This window comes from Flagellimonas hymeniacidonis (assembly GCF_008040165.1).
GTDB lineage: Bacteria > Bacteroidota > Bacteroidia > Flavobacteriales > Flavobacteriaceae > Flagellimonas > Flagellimonas hymeniacidonis.
In genome coordinates this window covers 774,834-791,129 of sequence record NZ_VRUR01000002.1, presented here as the reverse complement: position 1 = coordinate 791,129, position 16,296 = coordinate 774,834, and the positions used below count along the sequence as shown (strand labels likewise).

Annotated in this window: 17 protein-coding genes and 1 riboswitch; of the genes, 6 read left to right on the top strand and 11 right to left on the bottom strand. The window is 37.7% G+C overall.

The features are described 5' to 3' along the window. The first annotated feature begins 9 nt into the window (after nt 1–9). Both FVB32_RS12445 and purB read left to right on the top strand, forming a co-directional pair. Nucleotides 10–582 (top strand): adenylosuccinate lyase, encoded by a 573-nt coding sequence (locus FVB32_RS12445; RefSeq protein WP_147744122.1) that lies wholly within the window; start codon nt 10–12, stop codon nt 580–582. Nucleotides 583–628: 46 nt separating this feature from the next. Continuing rightward, entirely contained in the window at nt 629–1,972 is a 1,344-nt protein-coding gene (gene purB / locus FVB32_RS12440) for an adenylosuccinate lyase (protein ID WP_147744121.1), read from the top strand. A gap of 71 nt (nt 1,973–2,043) precedes the next feature. Here the strand turns inward: purB and FVB32_RS12435 are convergent, their stop codons facing one another. The 9 genes from FVB32_RS12435 to FVB32_RS12395 form a co-directional block, all read right to left on the bottom strand. After that, nucleotides 2,044–2,538, bottom strand: a complete 495-nt coding sequence (locus tag FVB32_RS12435) for a VOC family protein (RefSeq protein WP_147744120.1) — start codon at nt 2,536–2,538, stop codon at nt 2,044–2,046. Nucleotides 2,539–2,612: 74 nt separating this feature from the next. Beyond that, nucleotides 2,613–3,425 (bottom strand): response regulator transcription factor, encoded by an 813-nt coding sequence (locus tag FVB32_RS12430; protein ID WP_147744119.1) that lies wholly within the window; start codon nt 3,423–3,425, stop codon nt 2,613–2,615. A gap of 272 nt (nt 3,426–3,697) precedes the next feature. Then, nucleotides 3,698–4,513: a mechanosensitive ion channel family protein gene (locus tag FVB32_RS12425; protein ID WP_147744118.1), complete on the bottom strand. Its 816-nt coding sequence runs from the start codon at nt 4,511–4,513 to the stop codon at nt 3,698–3,700. Between the two features lie 99 nt (nt 4,514–4,612). After that, entirely contained in the window at nt 4,613–5,482 is an 870-nt protein-coding gene (locus tag FVB32_RS12420; protein ID WP_147744117.1) for a hypothetical protein, read from the bottom strand. A 379-nt stretch (nt 5,483–5,861) separates the two neighbouring features. Then, the gene (locus FVB32_RS12415; RefSeq protein WP_147744116.1) at nt 5,862–6,401 is read right to left on the bottom strand and encodes a DUF4252 domain-containing protein; all 540 of its coding nucleotides are present in this window, start codon (nt 6,399–6,401) and stop codon (nt 5,862–5,864) included. 20 nt (nt 6,402–6,421) lie between these two features. Beyond that, on the bottom strand, nt 6,422–6,964 hold the full coding sequence (locus FVB32_RS12410; RefSeq protein ID WP_147744115.1) for a DUF4252 domain-containing protein: 543 nt from the start codon (nt 6,962–6,964) through the stop codon (nt 6,422–6,424). Nucleotides 6,965–6,969: 5 nt separating this feature from the next. Further along, a complete protein-coding gene (locus FVB32_RS12405; RefSeq protein WP_147744114.1) occupies nt 6,970–7,512 on the bottom strand; it encodes a DUF4252 domain-containing protein in 543 nt (180 codons plus the stop codon). 10 nt (nt 7,513–7,522) lie between these two features. Further along, nucleotides 7,523–7,942, bottom strand: a complete 420-nt coding sequence (locus FVB32_RS12400) for a hypothetical protein (protein ID WP_147744113.1) — start codon at nt 7,940–7,942, stop codon at nt 7,523–7,525. Next, a complete protein-coding gene (locus FVB32_RS12395) occupies nt 7,929–8,438 on the bottom strand; it encodes an RNA polymerase sigma factor (protein ID WP_147744112.1) in 510 nt (169 codons plus the stop codon). The genes FVB32_RS12400 and FVB32_RS12395 overlap by 14 nt, the downstream gene beginning before the upstream one ends. A 208-nt stretch (nt 8,439–8,646) precedes the next feature. Between FVB32_RS12395 and FVB32_RS12390 the strand changes: the two genes are divergently transcribed. After that, nucleotides 8,647–10,083 (top strand): S41 family peptidase, encoded by a 1,437-nt coding sequence (locus tag FVB32_RS12390; protein WP_147744111.1) that lies wholly within the window; start codon nt 8,647–8,649, stop codon nt 10,081–10,083. Between the two features lie 44 nt (nt 10,084–10,127). Here FVB32_RS12390 and FVB32_RS12385 read toward each other — a convergent pair whose 3' ends face one another. After that, the gene (locus tag FVB32_RS12385; protein WP_147744110.1) at nt 10,128–11,066 is read right to left on the bottom strand and encodes an ABC transporter substrate-binding protein; all 939 of its coding nucleotides are present in this window, start codon (nt 11,064–11,066) and stop codon (nt 10,128–10,130) included. Between the two features lie 17 nt (nt 11,067–11,083). After that, nucleotides 11,084–12,946: a TonB-dependent receptor plug domain-containing protein gene (locus tag FVB32_RS12380; protein WP_147744109.1), complete on the bottom strand. Its 1,863-nt coding sequence runs from the start codon at nt 12,944–12,946 to the stop codon at nt 11,084–11,086. Nucleotides 12,947–13,018: 72 nt separating this feature from the next. After that, nucleotides 13,019–13,216: riboswitch (cobalamin riboswitch) on the bottom strand. A gap of 54 nt (nt 13,217–13,270) precedes the next feature. Between FVB32_RS12380 and FVB32_RS12375 the strand changes: the two genes are divergently transcribed. Genes FVB32_RS12375 through FVB32_RS12365 form a run of 3 tightly spaced genes read left to right on the top strand, consistent with a single transcriptional unit; the run spans nt 13,271 to nt 16,239 of the window. Continuing rightward, complete coding sequence (locus tag FVB32_RS12375; RefSeq protein ID WP_147744108.1) at nt 13,271–14,428, top strand: ABC transporter substrate-binding protein; 1,158 nt, start codon at nt 13,271–13,273, stop codon at nt 14,426–14,428. Then, nucleotides 14,429–15,460, top strand: coding sequence for a FecCD family ABC transporter permease (locus FVB32_RS12370; RefSeq protein WP_147744107.1), 1,032 nt, complete (start codon nt 14,429–14,431; stop codon nt 15,458–15,460). Then, nucleotides 15,460–16,239, top strand: a complete 780-nt coding sequence (locus FVB32_RS12365; protein WP_147744106.1) for an ABC transporter ATP-binding protein — start codon at nt 15,460–15,462, stop codon at nt 16,237–16,239. The genes FVB32_RS12370 and FVB32_RS12365 overlap by 1 nt, the downstream gene beginning before the upstream one ends. Nucleotides 16,240–16,296 lie beyond the last annotated feature (57 nt).

The window sequence follows — 16,296 nt, the reverse complement described above, 5'->3', positions numbered from 1 at the left end:
TAAGGTTTTGTGACGGAAAAGCAATTGCATATAGCACTGAATTCTGAAAGACTTTCTAAGGAAAAAATCAACGATTTGGTATGTGTATTGACAGTTCACCCAGAATTGACCGGTCCTTTGCTACAAGAGGTTTTTGACCAGGACAAAACTGACTCTTTTAATGCTAGTTGGGTGTTTGATCACTTGATGCGAAAAAAGCTTGATTACCTCCTGCCCCATCTGGAGAACTTCACCAAGGGGTTGGCGGATTTGACCTCAGAATCCATTATCAGGCCCATGGCGCATACCTGCGAGCTAACTATGGAAGCCTATTTTAAAACAAAAGACCCTGTTTTTGTGCAAAACCTTACCCCAGAGCAGTTGGAACGAATCATGACCGTTTGTTTTGACTGGCTTATTGGTTCTCACAAAGTGGCTGCTAAAGTGTTCGCAATGAGTAGTCTGTATTATCTTGGCATGAAATACGATTGGGTACACCCTGAACTAAAAATGGTGTTGGAACAAAACAATCATAACGACAGTGCAGGGTATAAGGCCAGAGCCAAAAAGACGCTGATGGATTTGAAAAAACTTGGTTTTTAAACTCCTTAACTTATAAGTATCTTTGCTCCTTTCAAAAAAACAGGTAATGTCTTTAAACCAACTCAATGCCATTTCACCAATTGACGGCAGGTATCGCAATAAAACTGAAGCCTTAGGGGGTTATTTTTCTGAGGAAGCCCTTATACGATATCGTGTACAGGTAGAGATTGAATATTTCATTGCCCTTTGTGAAATTCCCCTTCCTCAACTAGCTGATTTTAATAGTGCGACCTTTTCAGCACTTCAAAAAATCTATCTTGATTTTTCCTTGGATGACGCTAAGGCCATTAAGGAGATTGAAAAGACCACCAACCACGATGTAAAAGCCGTTGAGTATTTCATCAAACAAAAATTCGACGCTTTAGGTCTTGAGAAATATAAGGAATTCATTCATTTTGGACTGACTTCGCAAGACATTAACAATACAGCTATTCCGCTTTCCATTAAGGAAGCCATGAATGATGTTTACGTTCCGCTTTATTTTGAGGTTTTTGAAAAGTTAAAAGCTTTGGCAAATGAATGGAAGGATATTCCGATGCTGGCAAGAACCCATGGCCAACCAGCCTCTCCTACCCGATTGGGAAAAGAAATCGATGTTTTTGTAGAACGCCTAAAAGAACAATTCAATTTATTGAACGATATCCCCAGTGCTTCTAAATTTGGCGGAGCTACCGGAAATTACAATGCCCATAAAGTAGCCTACCCAGACATTGACTGGAGAGCTTTTGGACAACAATTTGTGCAAGAAAAACTGGGTTTATACCATTCTTTCCCAACAACGCAAATTGAGCATTATGACCATATGGCTGCTTTGTTCGACTGTTTAAAGCGAATCAACACGATTTATATTGATTTGAATCGAGACATTTGGACTTATATCGCCATGGACTATTTCAAGCAAAAAATTAAAAAAGGAGAAGTAGGCTCATCCGCTATGCCACATAAGGTGAACCCTATCGATTTTGAAAATTCCGAAGGAAATCTTGGGCTAGCAAATGCTATTTTTGAGCATTTATCAGCAAAATTACCGGTTTCCAGATTACAACGTGATTTAACGGACAGCACTGTACTTAGAAATGTGGGGATTCCTTTTGCGCATACACAAGTCGCATTCTTATCAACTTTAAAGGGCTTGAACAAACTGGTGTTGAATGCTGCTAAGTTCGAGCAAGATTTGGAAGATAATTGGGCAGTTGTGGCAGAAGCCATTCAAACCATTTTAAGAAGAGAGGGATATCCAAACCCATACGAAGCCCTTAAGGGCTTGACCCGCACCAACGAAAAAATCACTCAAAACTCTATTTCAGATTTCATAGATACACTTGATGTTTCTGTATCCATAAAGGGTGAACTTAAGCAAATAACTCCGGCAAATTATACTGGGGTTTAGCATACATTTTTGAATCGTCAGAGATGAACTTAGGATTCAACTTATCATGTCGTTCGTCGCTTTTCCTTCGTCTAATTTGGAGAGTTTAGACCGAGTTTATTTCCTTCGGTATCTAAAAACAAAGCAAAAAATCCATTTTCATCTGCATGAGCGGTTTTTGGGACGATGATTGTTCCTCCATTTTTTTCGACCATATCAAGAATGTGCTGAAGATTATCTCCGCCATTTAGATATATGGTTACTCCATCTGCCTTAGGCTCGTATCCTTCACCTTTCATTATAACTCCTGTAACCATTTGTCCTTCGTATGGAAATATTCCCATTTCCATCCCAGGCATTTCCATTTTCTCAATGTTAATGTCCAAAATCGCTTCATAAAAACTGACTGCTCGTGAAATATCCGTTGCTGGAATTTCAAAAAGGGAAATAAAACTTTTCATGTCATTAGTTATTTGCTCTTGGCTAGCATCTACTTTTTGTACTTCTGAGTTAGATTTATTTTGATTGTTACAAGCCATAAGGCTAAGGGCAAGTAGTACAGCAGTGCTAAGTACAATTCTATTCATTTTCTCTGTTTAAATTAATGATATGAAATTAGATTATTTGTGAAGGTTGAAATTGTAAAAATGCGACACCTTGTCTATTTGTAAAAAAGGGTGGAAAGAGCCATATTTTCATTTCCTAAAAACTCTTTTGGAGTATTTCCGATAAATTCTTTAAAGTCTTTAATAAAATGTGCTTGGTCGAAATATTCACTTTCATAAGCAATGCTCGTTAGGTTTTCATTACCGTTAAGCAACATTTTTAAAGCTGTTTGCAAACGTAGTACCTTACCTAACTGCTTTGGGCTAATACCAATCTGCTTTCTAAATTTTCTCTCGAGTTGTCTTCTTTTTGATAAATCATTTTTCAAAATTTGATTTATTGGCGTACTTCCATTGGTAGAAATAAGGGTGTCTACAGTTGTTTTTACCAAGTTTTCGATGGTCGTATTCTGATTGAGTTTGTTTAACAGAAATATTTCAATAATCTCAATACGTTCTTGAGTACTAGTTGCCTGGCTAATTTTTTGTTTTAACTCTTTTGAAGGAATCTCACCAAACAGACTTTCGATTGGGGTTTCAACATCCACCAAATTTTCAAGTGGAGTACAAACAAAATTTGCGAATCCATGAGGATAAAAGCATATTGCAAATGAGTTAACATTTCCCAAAGGTTCTATATAATAGGACTTCGTTCTTTGCCCCATCACCATAGCATTAGGGTGTACTACAAATTCACTTTCAGATACATATCGTTTAATCTTATCTTCAAGATTAAATGTCATCTCAATACATCCATCAGGAATAATTTTTTGTTTCTGGTTTTTTGGGTCAAAGGGAACTTCCAAAGTCCAATAAAATTTAACCAAAGCACTTAAATCAGGGTGTGGCTGAAATGTCTGATAATCCATGCTCGTTTTTTTCTTAGTGACGCACAACTTTAAGGATACAATCCGTTTTAATGATTTATATCCGACGATAGGTGAAGTTCGGAAATTTTATTGAAAAAATCTAGATGAAATGGATAGATGGGGTGTTTATAAAAACGACTGCTCAAATCAAAACTTGGCATCATAAAAAAAAGCACCTTTAAGGTGCTTTTTTATGTAAATATTTTGGTTCGAACTCCTGTCGAGAACGTTTTTGTATCTCAACTGCCACTCGATGTGACAAATTATTTTAGCTATCCCTTCTTGTGGATTTCCACTTGATGCGGATATGGAATTTCAATTCCAGCATCATCCAACGCCAGTTTGCAATTTTCGTAGGTAGCAAAGTACACATCCCAATAATCTTCTGGCTTGCAAAAAGGGCGCACAGCAAAATTTACCGAGCTATCCGCTAATTCCATCACATTTACAGATGGTGTAGGGTCTTGCAATACTTGCGAATTTGAGGTTAGCACGTTCATCAAAACCTCTTTTGTTTTCTTAATGTCCTCTCCATAGCCTACCCCAATAACGGTGTCTACACGAATCTTGCCTTCGGCAGTATAATTAACGATGTTTCCGTTGGCCATGGCCCCATTGGGTACAATAGCGAGTTTGTTTTCGGGAGTGGTTAGTTTGGTGGTAAAAATCTCGACTTCCTTCACCACACCCAAAACGCCCTGTGCTTCTATTAAATCTCCAATGCGATAGGGTTTGAAAATCATAAGCAATACACCTCCTGCAAAATTGGATAGGGACCCTTGCAAGGCCAAGCCAATGGCCAAACCGGCAGCAGCAATAACCGCGGCAAAAGTGGTAACATCTACGCCCAACCTTGATATGACAATGATGATAAGGAATACTTTAAACACCCAGGAGATCAAGTTTAATAAAAATCGTCGCAAAGATTCATCGTACTTGCTTTTGGACATTACTTTTCCCGTAGCTTTTACAATCTTCTTGATGATCCAAGAACCTATAATGTAAATGAGAATAGCCGTAATGAGCTTGGGACCAAACTCTTTGGCCAATTCCAACCCATAATTCATCCACTCTTGTGCTTTTTCCATAGTTGTTTGCTTGTTTTGTTAGTGTTCTTACTGTGTGTGAGACACTAAGATAAAAAGAAGGTCACACAAAATCTATGAAGGGTACATTTTACACAGAAATCATTTAGGATAATTAAAGTTGATATCAATGTTCACAATATGTCTTGAAAAAGGGCCACGGGCACGCCCAAGTTTAAGTGTGAATCTTGGCAAAATTCCTATCAGTCGTAAAGCTTCCTTGTCATGCCAAGAATCATCTGAGTTTACTATAATGGGATAACTTACCGTACCATTTACGTAATAAATACAAGCAATTTTAACCGTATGGTTAGCCGTTTCTTTTAAAATCTCTTGGGGCAACTTTCTATTTCTATTAATAAATGATTGAAAAAATCTCATTCCTCCCTCAACAAGTTCTTCAAAAGTCTCTTCCTCTTGCAAAAGAACCCCTAGAGAAGAATAACGCATTTTAATATTTTGCACATTAGAACTAACCACGTTATGTGCCAGTTCAGGGAAGTTTATTTCAAACTCATTTTGGTTTTTTGTTAGTATGTATTGGAAAGTTTTATATCGAAAAGTATAATTTCCAGGCTTGTAGTAATCATACATTGTTGGCGGATGATGCTCTAGTTTCATTCGTTTCTTTAGAAAAGGGAACCTTCTTTTTTGTTTAACAATTACATACTCCCCTAATGAGGAATAAATTCTTAAAAAAGGAATAAATGGAATCTCCAATGAGTAATCTTGTTTAATATTTCTAATAAAGAGCGGTAACTGCTTTTCACCCCATTGCCCACTGCTTCCTTCTATTTTTATATAACAACTTTTATTACTTGGAATTTTAGCTTTAAAATATCCTAGAGAATCTGTTATGGTCTCAGAAAACAAAGAATCTTTATGGTTAGTTAGAAATACTTCAACTTTTGATTTGGCATACCAGAAGGCAGATTTTTGCTGTAAGCAGGTATCTAAATTAATAATGTTCAATGCAGATGGTTCAAAGTGATTAGGTTTGAATGCCACTAATCTACCGCGAATTTCTTGGGCCGAAATTTGAATCGATATTAGTAACCCAAATAACAGTCCTACTAAAATGGTCCTATGCCAAGAAATTTTATTTATAACCAGGAGTTTTTGTAATGCGCATAAAATATACTTTAAAGCATCACCTAATTTTGGTATTTACTTTTGATAAAACTAAATTTAGGTTTAGATTAACAAATACAATTTTAATTTACAAGTTTTTAGATTAAAAATCCGACTTTAATTGATGGATATTCGACTTTAATTGATGTGTATAAGTTTTACGCATAAAAAAAGGGTAACTAAAAGTTACCCAGATTCCGCTTTTTGATGTTTGTATTGGTTATCCTTTCAAAAATTCTCCAATTTCACCAAGTCCTTCTCCCTTGTAATCTGATTTTTGAATGGCCTGCATAAGCTGTACTATATGAGCTGGGTTCATATCCTTTCCTAAAACCCTTACCAAAGCAAAGCCTTTGTCCTTGCTGTCACCATAAATGATGACCTCATCAATGGCATCTTCATCTCCAAGATATTTGATAACACCTTTTCCGTAAGAAGAATTAATCTTCATCAATTCCACAAACTCATCATCCTTAAGAATCTCTTTTACCTTGGTTTTTTCAACTTTATACTCTGCTGCATTGTCCGCATTCTTTTTGAAGGCCAAAAGATTGAACTTTCTAAGCGATTCAACTGCTTCCTGTTGTGTTTCGGTAAGGTCAATCCCATCCATTTTTAGAATGCTTGCAGGAACATCTACCACAATAAAATTAGGATTCTCCGAATTGTCTACATAATACTCCTGTAAACTTTGATGCGATGAACAGGAAGCCAAAAGTATGGCTCCTGCTATCGTTAAACTTTTAAATATATTTTTCATCTGTTCTTTTTTGATTGATATTATTCTTTATCCAATTTCTCCAAACCTTTGTGAAGTTTCATCTTTCTCGTCAATGAACCTACTTTGGTAAGGTCAATATCTCCGGTCATGGTCAACAATACGGTTTCAAAATTATGATGATTACTTCCATGTTTTTTGTCATCTATTCCCGTTACGAACATCAATAACTCTTCAACTCTGTCTTCATTTTTCCCATTCTTGATATAAAATCTAAGGTTGGTATCTCCGTCTTTTACCTTCATCAACTCCTCCAACTTTGATGATTTAACATATTGTTTCAGGGTTGCCGCCATATCTGCCGAGGCCCCCGCATCTTCTGAAATAAAAATTTTAATATTATTGATGCCCTTGGCAATTTCAACAAACTCTTTGCTGTCCTCATCATTATCATCTTCCATCATACTGGCAACAATATCCAACATTCCTTTATTGATGGTTACAGAGCCTATCCTGTCCGAATCTTCGAACTTATCGAGTACGGATTGTGACATCCCAAAAAAGGGAAGGCAAACACAAACTATTGCAATGATTATCTTTTTCATGACACTTAGTTTCCTTTTTTACCAGCTTTGTTCAACTCTTTTGGCAAATTCATCTTGTTGGTCAATGAATTGATTTTGTTCAAATCAATATCACCAGTTAAAGAAAGAAGTACCGTTTCAAATTTTCTTCCATCTGCTTCAACTTCCTTTAGGCCAGTAACAAACATCAACAACTCACTAACATGATCAGAGTCTTTACCTTCCTTAATATAGAACTTTACGTTTGCGTCTTTATCCTTAACACGCATTAATTCTTCCATACTTGAAGACCTTAAGTATTTGTCTACAGAGGACTTCATATCATCTCCAATTTGTTTGTTATCCGTAGTAAACACCTTTAGGCTTTTAAGACTGCTGGCAACATCCATAAAATCTTGGGCTTCGGCATCGTCCACCTCAACATCTATCTTTGCCAACAAATTGAACATGCTCTTATTTACCACCACAGAGGTAACATCATCCAAGTCCTCAAACTTGTCGAACAGGGATTGCGAGAAACCTGAAAGTGGCAGTACTGCTATTAAAAAGATTAAAATATTCCTTTTCATTTTTTACGATTTAATTATTATTATAAATTTTTTGTTTTGCGACTTCGAACTCTTGTAAATAGGCTACTTTTTCTGTGCCTCGACCAAAATTCTGTGCTAAGAGTTCAAAAGCTTTTTTGGTTTCTTGATAGGCATATTCTGCCTCTTTTCTTTCTTGGTACGCATTACCAAAATAGAGGCCAAAGGTTAAAACTGCAACGGCTGCAACGGAAATCCATTTGTAATAGTTTCTTCTAGGTTTTAATGGAACCTGCTTAGTATACCGTTCTTCCTTGGCGCTGGAAAAATAATTGAACATTGGTCTGTATTGTTCCAGATGTGTTGCAACACTTTCTTGGGAAAAATAGGCTTGCAATGTCTTTTCCTCGGCGACCGTTGAGGTTGCTTCAAAATACTTTTCCAATAATTTTTCTATGTTATCCAATTCCATAGCTATGTTTTTTTACTAATTCTTGTCGTACTGTTTTTCTTGCTCGTGATAATGCTACTCGCACTGCTGTTGGTTTCATGTCTAATAACTCACAGATTTCTTCAAATTCATATTGTTCTACATCTCTAAGCTGCAATACCATTTTCTGTTGTTCGGGTAGCTCTTCCATAATCCGTTCCATCCACTGCACGCTATCCTCAGCTTCCAACTGTTTTTGTAACGAGTTGCTCTCATCACTGTAATTGCTATGCACCAGCTTCAAATTACTTGCTTGTTTGGATTTTAATCTGTCCAAACAGAAATTTTTGGTCATGGTCATGGCAAAGGCTTCCACATTTTTATACTGCTCCATGGACTCATTCTTAGACCATAGTTTTAAAAGAATCTCTTGGGTGGCATCTTCTGCTTCCTCCCTAGAAACCAATAACCGTTTTGCCAGTCTATAGAGCTTATCCTTAAAGGGCATTACCACATTTAAAAATTCGGCCTGTTTCATTTGGTTGTACTAGTTGTTGTAAGTTTTATTTATCGCTTACATTATCACGACGACACATATCGAATTTTGTTACAAAAAGTTTGTATTCTCCCCATATGTATCTATTTTGTAATCCCATATTGTAAGAATTCAAAAAATATCCTACATATTAATTATTATTCATGAATTATATGGAATGATAGTTGATGAATCTTACTAAAAATTAGCTATGAAAAAATATTTGCTCCTGTTTGTTGCGCTAGGCCTTAGCCTCACAGCCTGTAATAATGACGATGATGCCAATGTCCCTACTGACATTGTAGTTCAGAATTTTATGTGGCGCGCCATGAATCTATGGTATTTTTGGCAAGGTGAAGTTCCCAATTTAGCGGACAATCGTTTTGCTTCTGATGCCGAATACACAGAATTTTTAGCGGCTACATCTGATCCATTGAATTTCTACAATAGTATTCAATTCGCAGAAGATCGATTTAGTTTTTCCAACGAAGATTATACCACCCTTGTAAATGGGCTCAATGGAATATCAAAAAGTAATGGTTTAGAATTCGGATTGGTCCGCTTTGGCAGTGGTGATGATCTTTTTGGATATGTTAGGTACATTATACCAAATTCAGATGCCGCTGGTAAAGACATTCAGCGAGGAGATATTTTTACCAGAGTTGATGGCCAGCAATTGACTGGAGCCAACTTTGGAGATTTATTATTTGGTGATAATGATACCTATACATTAGGACTTGCCACAATAAATGGCTCCACAATCACCGATTCTGATGAAGAGGTTAGTTTGACCAAATTTGAAGGATTGACTGAAAACCCGGTGCTCGTTGCCAATACATTGGATATAGGTGGACAAAAAATTGGTTATATCATGTATAACGGCTTCACTCGTGGTTTTGATGAAGAGTTGAATGATGCCTTCGGCCAATTTGTTGCTGATGGTGTTAGTGATTTAGTTTTGGACATGCGCTATAACCCTGGAGGTTCTGTGAATTCTTCAAGGCTTTTGGCGAGTATGATCTACGGTACAAATACCAACGACCTATATATAAGACAACGTTGGAACGATAAAATACAATCACAGTTCAGTGCTTCACAATTAGAGGATTACTTTGCTTCTACCACTAATGACGGAAGTGCCATAAACACACTAAACCTAAATAGGGTTTACGTAATAGCCACCAATAGTTCAGCTTCTGCAAGCGAATTGGTCATGAATGGGCTTGCTCCCTATATAAATGTTATCCATATCGGGGAAAGAACACGGGGGAAAAATGAGTTTTCCATTACTATGGTTGATGACCCAGGAAACGATTATATCTATAGTTCCACCAGAGAAAATTCCATTAATCCTGAAAATAGCTGGGCCATACAGCCTTTGGTTGGTAGAAATGAGAACGCAGATGGATTTTCAGACTATACTGATGGTTTAGCACCTAATATCGTTCTTGAAGAAGATTTTGCTAATCTAGGCGTTTTAGGAGACCAAGCCGAACCTCTGTTAGCCAGAGCAATTCAAGAAATTACTGGACTTATTAGCAAAGCTAGCTTTGATCCTCAAATGACTGGAAAAGTACTTATGGGGTCGGAAATGGCTAAACCTGGAAAAGACAATATGTTTTTGGATAAACCCCTTAACAGAAACTAGAAATAAAAGAGCGGCCTTAAGGCCGCTCTTTTTTATTCATCAATCTATTGTTGAAGTGCTTTAACATTGAAAGGTTTATATTTTTTAGATAAGCCTTCAGGAATTTTTAATACATCAGGATGAAAAAGACCCGCTAATAATTCTATCCCATCAACCAAAGTATTCGCCGAGGATTGAGTGAACATATCAAAATCAGCAATAAAAACAGCATTTTCTTGAACCGCTTTTAAACCATCCCATCCTTCTTTCTCTGTCAAAATATGCATCTCTTCCAAAGTTCGGTCAACAGTGAAACCACAAGGTGCTATCACCAAAACTTCAGGGTTGTATTTTACAATCTTATCCCATTGGGTCACAATACTATCCCCAGATGGATTGGAAAGCATATCCACTCCTCCGGCATAGGCAATTTGATGGGGAATCCAGTGTCCACAGTTAAAAATGGGATCCAACCATTCCATAAGCATTACCCTTTTGGGCAATGCTTTAACAGCCCTCAGCAAATCAACAACGGTATCTATGCGCTTGTGAAGTCCATTCAAATACGAATAGGCCACTTCTTCTTTCCCCATTGCCTTAGCAATAGTAACGGCTGATTCAAAAACATCTTCTAAAGATTCCGGGCTTATGGAAATCAACTCAGGTTGTTTCTCCAAATTTGCAACTGCCGCTGCCGTACATGCGGTATCAATCTGACAGATATCGCACATATCCTGCGTAAAAATGATATCGGGCGAAATCCTTTCTAAAATAGGCTCATCCACATAATACAAATCCTTACCTTGATGTTTGCTCGCAGAAAAAAGAGTATCAATCTCTATGCTGGAAAGGTTTTTTCCTTCCAAAATACAGCGTACAACCGGTTCTTTTTCCTTTAAGGTCTGTTCCGGGCACTCAAAAGTGACTCCATATAAATAATTGTCCAGACCCATGTCATAAATCATTTGGGTAACAGCGGGCATAAAAGAACAAACCTTGATCATACTAGAAAGTTAGCTAATTAAAGCGTAAGATTGAACCCAGCACTGATATTTCTACCTCTGGTTGTAAAGCCAATTACCTCTACAAACTCTTCGTTCAACAGATTATTAGCATTCAAGAATACTCTAAGCTTATTGGGCATAAGTTCATGTTGCACATAGAAGTTAACTAAAGAAAAAGACTCCAAGGATACATCGGTAAACGTGCTGAAATCAGTATCAAATCGTTGTCCGGTATATGCATAATTAAGTGACAGACTGGTAGTTTCACACACTTGGTATCCCAAGGCTAAATTCACTTTGTGCTTTGGTATTCTAATGGCATTGTCGCCTTTACGCTCTGTAAAGGTGTAATTGGCATCCAACGTAAACGCATCAATAGGTGCCCAAGAAACTTCAAGCTCCACTCCATTCGCATCAATTTCACTGGCCAGATTTATGCTGGTAAAGTTTTGGTCAAAACCAATGGTGTTCTTTTCATTTCGGTCAAAATAAATGGCACTAACCCGCAGCTTATCATTTACAAAATACTCTACCCCTCCTTCAATGGTTCTGTTCTCCTCAGGCTCCAAATCTGGATTAGAACCAAAATCCCCAAATAATTGAATCAAATTAGGCGTAATGTATGAAGTCGCGTAGGATCCCAACAACTTTACATATCCGTTGGTCGTGGTAAAAGTATAAGAAGGGTTTAAGTTATACACAAAATGATTGCCATACTCCGAATGGTTGTTGAGCCTTATGCCAGTATTCAAATTAAATCCAAAGTCCGAAATATAAACCAAGTTTGCATAGGGGTCCACAATTGTAAAGTCTGCTTCATTGGTAAAAATGGCTTCATCTTTAATATAATTCACACCTAAAATGGTATGCCATTTACCATCAAAAACATATTTATTGTAAAAATCAACAACGAGGTTTTTACCATCTAAAATACTCTCTCCAAAGGTGCTTCGAGAGTCCGTTTCATAATCTGAATAGGCGGTGTTGATATGAATTGACCCTTTATTATATTTAAAAGATGATGAAAGACCTACTCTATCCTGACTCGTTTTGGAACGATTGGGAGCTTCTGCCAGTGCCGCATCAAACTCATTATTGAATTTTGTTTGATTCCCATAAATGGATACTTCAAAATTATCTGAAAATTGATACCCCAGCTTAACATTAGCGCTAAAGTGTGAAAAAGTATCCTCTTCATTTTCTGGGGTCACCGCTGCTGAGATCCCACTTGAATATCTGTTGGAGAAGTCTGCACTATACGAGAACTTTTTCAAAGTTCCATTTACCCCTGCACTGTTGGTAAAACTACCTAGATTATAATTTTGGTCCTCCGCAGTTTGATTTGTTCCAATGGTAGACTGAAAGTTCCCTGTTACTTTTTCCTTTGCGCTTTTCTTTGTGGTAATATTGATTACTGCCGTTGCTGCATTGGTTCCATACAAGGTACTTGCTGCTCCTTTAATGATCTCTATGGATTCAATGTTAGCGGTTGAAAGCAAACGCAAATCATATTCTTGCGAAAAAGAGGACGGATCAGAAACACGAACTCCATCCACAATTACTAAGGCCTGTCTGCCCCTACCACCTCTGGCAAAAACACCAAAAACCGAACCATCTCGGCCTCTGCTTCCGGTAATCTCAATTCCGCTTTTTGTGTTGATTAATTCGGCAACTGTTTTACCTTGATTTCTTTCCAGTTCTTCGGTTGAAATTTTAATAACGGTTTTACCCGAATTCTCACGTTTCAATTCAAAACGTGAATCGCTCACAATAACTTCATCCAATTGTTGCGTTTGAACAGCATCTTGTTGCGAATCTTGTGCAGCAAGTGCTTTGCCCACCAAAATGGCAGCTCCTAATACTAAATAACTTTTTTTCATTTCGTTTAATGGAATAAACGGGAGTATAGTATGTCTGTACCCATACGTAAACTTCTATCCCGAAAGTTTAACATGTTTTGTTTGAATTTGGCAGGTCTCCTGACTTGCGTCTTGCGCACTACCTTCCCACCCAATGGGCAGTGGTTTTGAAGTTGTGGCAAGCACCTAATCGGCAAAGCTTACAGTTGCGGGAACAGCTCCGGATTTACACCGGATTCCCTTTTAATCATGCAAAAAAATCATGCATGAACCAAAATTCACGGCGAAAGTAATCATTCTGTTTAATCTTTTTTCGCAAAAGTTAAATAATCTTACTTTTGGGCTATGTCAAAAAAACAGTTCCACTTAAGCCTTATTTGCGCATTTTGTATGCTCTTCATTTTTAGTTGTAGAGAAAAAAAGAAACCATTGCCCATTCAACAAAGTGAATCGAAAATCCAAATAGAACATGCCACTGGTTTTTCCATCAAGCCAAATTCGGATTTTACCGTTATCGAAGTCACATCAGCTTGGCCAGGAGCAGAAACGCATTTTACATATGCACTGGTCCCCAGAGAAAAATTGGCGACAATCACCTTACCGAGGGATGCTTATAATGCCATAATAGCTATCCCTGTTGAAAAAATGGTGATTACATCCACAACACATATTCCTTCATTGGAGCTGTTGGGCATGTTGGATGCTGTGGTCGGTTTTCCTGATACTGACCTAATCTCGTCATCAGCTGCCAGAAATCAAATTGACAAGGGATTGATTAAAGAATTGGGAACCAATGAAAATATCAATACTGAAATTGCCCTGGAACTAAACCCAGAAATGGTAATAGGATTTGGAATTAATGGCACCAACAAAGCCTACGAAACGCTCAAGCGCTCTGGAATCCCAATTGTTTATAATGGAGAATGGACAGAACAAACACCTTTGGGAAAAGCTGAATGGATTAAATTTTTCGCACCCTTTTTTCAAAAGGAAGCTGAAGCAGATAGTATTTTTAAGGATATTGAAAAATCATACAAACAAGCCAAAGCATTGGCCCAAAATGCAAAAGAAAAACCAACAGTGTTGACAGGCGGTTTGTACAAAGACGTCTGGTATGTGGCGGGTGGAAAGAGTTGGATGTCCCAGTTTTTAGAAGATGCCCAAGCCGACTATTTATGGGCAGATACTGATGAAAAAGGAAGTATTGGACTCAGCTTGGAAGCTGTTTTGGAAAAAGGCGAAAAAGCCGATTTTTGGTTTAATCCTTCACTACATACTTCGTATGAAGAGCTCTTGCAAGCGAATTCGCACTATGAGCAGTTTTCTGCTTTTTCAAATCGAAAAGTATTTTCAAATGCGGTAAAAAAGGGAGTTACTGGCGGACTACTGTTTTATGAGCTGGCACCACAACGCCCTGATTTGGTATTGCACGACCTTATTTCCATTCTGCATCCAGAGCTTTTAACTGATTATCAACCTCATTTCTTTATGCCATTGAATTAAATGGGTAATCTAAAACCATATCGTTTTTCCTTTATATTGATTTTTTTGGTATTAGGCCTGGCTTGGCTTTTAAACATTAGTTTAGGGTCAGTAGCAATTCCATTCAAAGCTACTTTCTCTATTCTGTTTGGAGGACAGGTTGATATAGAATCATGGAACTACATTATCTGGAACTATAGAATTCCAAAAGCTTTTACCGCAGTATTGGTTGGCGGTGGTCTCTCGCTGAGTGGCTTACTCATGCAAACTTTATTTCGTAACCCATTGGCAGGTCCCTTTGTATTGGGAATAAGTTCTGGAGCCAGTTTAGGTGCAGCTTTATTGCTTATGGGGGCGTCACTGATTACCGGTTTTGCTTCCTTCTCTTTTTTAAATGATTTTTCCCTCGCACTTGCGGCAAGCATAGGAAGTTTTTTGGTATTGCTGGTGGTTATGATAGTGGCTAATCGTGTAAAAGATACCATGGCCCTATTGATTATTGGTCTCATGTTCGGTAGTATTACCGCTGCTATTGTAAGTGTTTTGGCCTATTTCTCTTCTGCGGAAAATCTCCAACGTTTTATTTTTTGGTCATTTGGAAGTGTTGGGAATTTATCTACCCAACAGGTTATTTTATTGAGCATCATCGTATGTGTAGGCGTCCTATTAAGCATTATCTCCATTAAGAGATTGAATGCCTTTTTATTGGGAGAAAATTATGCACAAAGTCTTGGGGTTTCATTAAAGAAATCAAGACTCATCATCATTATTGCAACAGGATTGTTAGCTGGAGGCATTACGGCCTTTGCAGGCCCCATTGCCTTCATAGGTCTGGCCGTACCACATCTGACAAGGCAAATTTTTGACACTATGGAACATCGAATTTTAATACCCTCAGTATTTTTATATGGCGCCATTTTAATGTTATTGTGTGATACCATTGCCCAATTGCCCAACTCGGCCAATGTATTGCCTATCAATGCAATAACTTCATTGGTAGGAGCACCCGTTGTTATTTGGTTGTTAGTAAGAAAACGTAAAATGCTATTTTGATGTCCAGCACAGAAAAACATATCGTCCTAGCTGAAAACCTAACCGTAGGGTATACACCGAAGGTGGTTTCAGAGAAAATCGATTTTCAACTGAACCAGGGGGATTTATGTGCTATAGTTGGTGTAAATGGCGTTGGAAAATCTACACTCCTGCGAACGCTGGCGGGGTTGCAGCCAAAATTATCCGGAAGCATTCAAATCAACGATTCTAACCTAGAAAGCTATGCTTCATCAAAACTGGCCAAGGAACTTAGTGTAGTTTTGACAGAACAACCTGCTTCCAAAAACCTTACTGTTCAAGAATTAATTGCACTAGGAAGACAGCCCTACACAAACTGGATAGGTACTTTGAACGAGGAGGACAAAAAACAAGTGCAAGAAAGTCTGACTTCCTTTTTATTAGAAGATTTACAGTACAGCAGATGCCACGAACTTAGTGACGGACAACTGCAGCGTGTGCTCATTGCGCGAGCCATGGCACAGAACACCCCATTAATTTTGTTGGATGAGCCCACTACGCATCTCGATCTATACCATAAAGTCCAGATTTTAAAATTGCTGCAAGAGTTAGCCCATAGGAAACAGAAAACCATAATGTTCACCACCCATGAAATTGATTTGGCTATTCAGTTATGCGATAAGATTTTAATTTTGGATGGAGCTGAAAATCCATTTGGAGCGCCATGTGAATTGATTGAACAAAAGCATTTTGAACGCCTATTTCCAGCTGAAATGGTACTGTTTGATGCCAAAACGGGATCTTTTAAAGTGAATAAGTAAGTATATTTCCCATTTCTGTGTAGACAGGAATCCGTTATCTTTATCCAAGAATTAAAT

Coding starts and splice junctions, on each gene's coding strand:
- FVB32_RS12425 (WP_147744118.1), bottom strand. CDS start 4,513: ATGGAAAAAGCACAAGAGTGGATGAATTATGGGTTGGAATTGGCCAAA.
- FVB32_RS12375 (WP_147744108.1), top strand. CDS start 13,271: ATGTCAAAAAAACAGTTCCACTTAAGCCTTATTTGCGCATTTTGTATG.
- FVB32_RS12370 (WP_147744107.1), top strand. CDS start 14,429: ATGGGTAATCTAAAACCATATCGTTTTTCCTTTATATTGATTTTTTTG.
- FVB32_RS12415 (WP_147744116.1), bottom strand. CDS start 6,401: ATGAAAAATATATTTAAAAGTTTAACGATAGCAGGAGCCATACTTTTG.
- FVB32_RS12405 (WP_147744114.1), bottom strand. CDS start 7,512: ATGAAAAGGAATATTTTAATCTTTTTAATAGCAGTACTGCCACTTTCA.
- FVB32_RS12430 (WP_147744119.1), bottom strand. CDS start 3,425: ATGGATTATCAGACATTTCAGCCACACCCTGATTTAAGTGCTTTGGTT.
- FVB32_RS12435 (WP_147744120.1), bottom strand. CDS start 2,538: ATGAATAGAATTGTACTTAGCACTGCTGTACTACTTGCCCTTAGCCTT.
- FVB32_RS12365 (WP_147744106.1), top strand. CDS start 15,460: ATGTCCAGCACAGAAAAACATATCGTCCTAGCTGAAAACCTAACCGTA.
- purB (WP_147744121.1), top strand. CDS start 629: ATGTCTTTAAACCAACTCAATGCCATTTCACCAATTGACGGCAGGTAT.
- FVB32_RS12410 (WP_147744115.1), bottom strand. CDS start 6,964: ATGAAAAAGATAATCATTGCAATAGTTTGTGTTTGCCTTCCCTTTTTT.
- FVB32_RS12380 (WP_147744109.1), bottom strand. CDS start 12,946: ATGAAAAAAAGTTATTTAGTATTAGGAGCTGCCATTTTGGTGGGCAAA.
- FVB32_RS12400 (WP_147744113.1), bottom strand. CDS start 7,942: ATGGAATTGGATAACATAGAAAAATTATTGGAAAAGTATTTTGAAGCA.
- FVB32_RS12385 (WP_147744110.1), bottom strand. CDS start 11,066: ATGATCAAGGTTTGTTCTTTTATGCCCGCTGTTACCCAAATGATTTAT.
- FVB32_RS12390 (WP_147744111.1), top strand. CDS start 8,647: ATGAAAAAATATTTGCTCCTGTTTGTTGCGCTAGGCCTTAGCCTCACA.
- FVB32_RS12395 (WP_147744112.1), bottom strand. CDS start 8,438: ATGAAACAGGCCGAATTTTTAAATGTGGTAATGCCCTTTAAGGATAAG.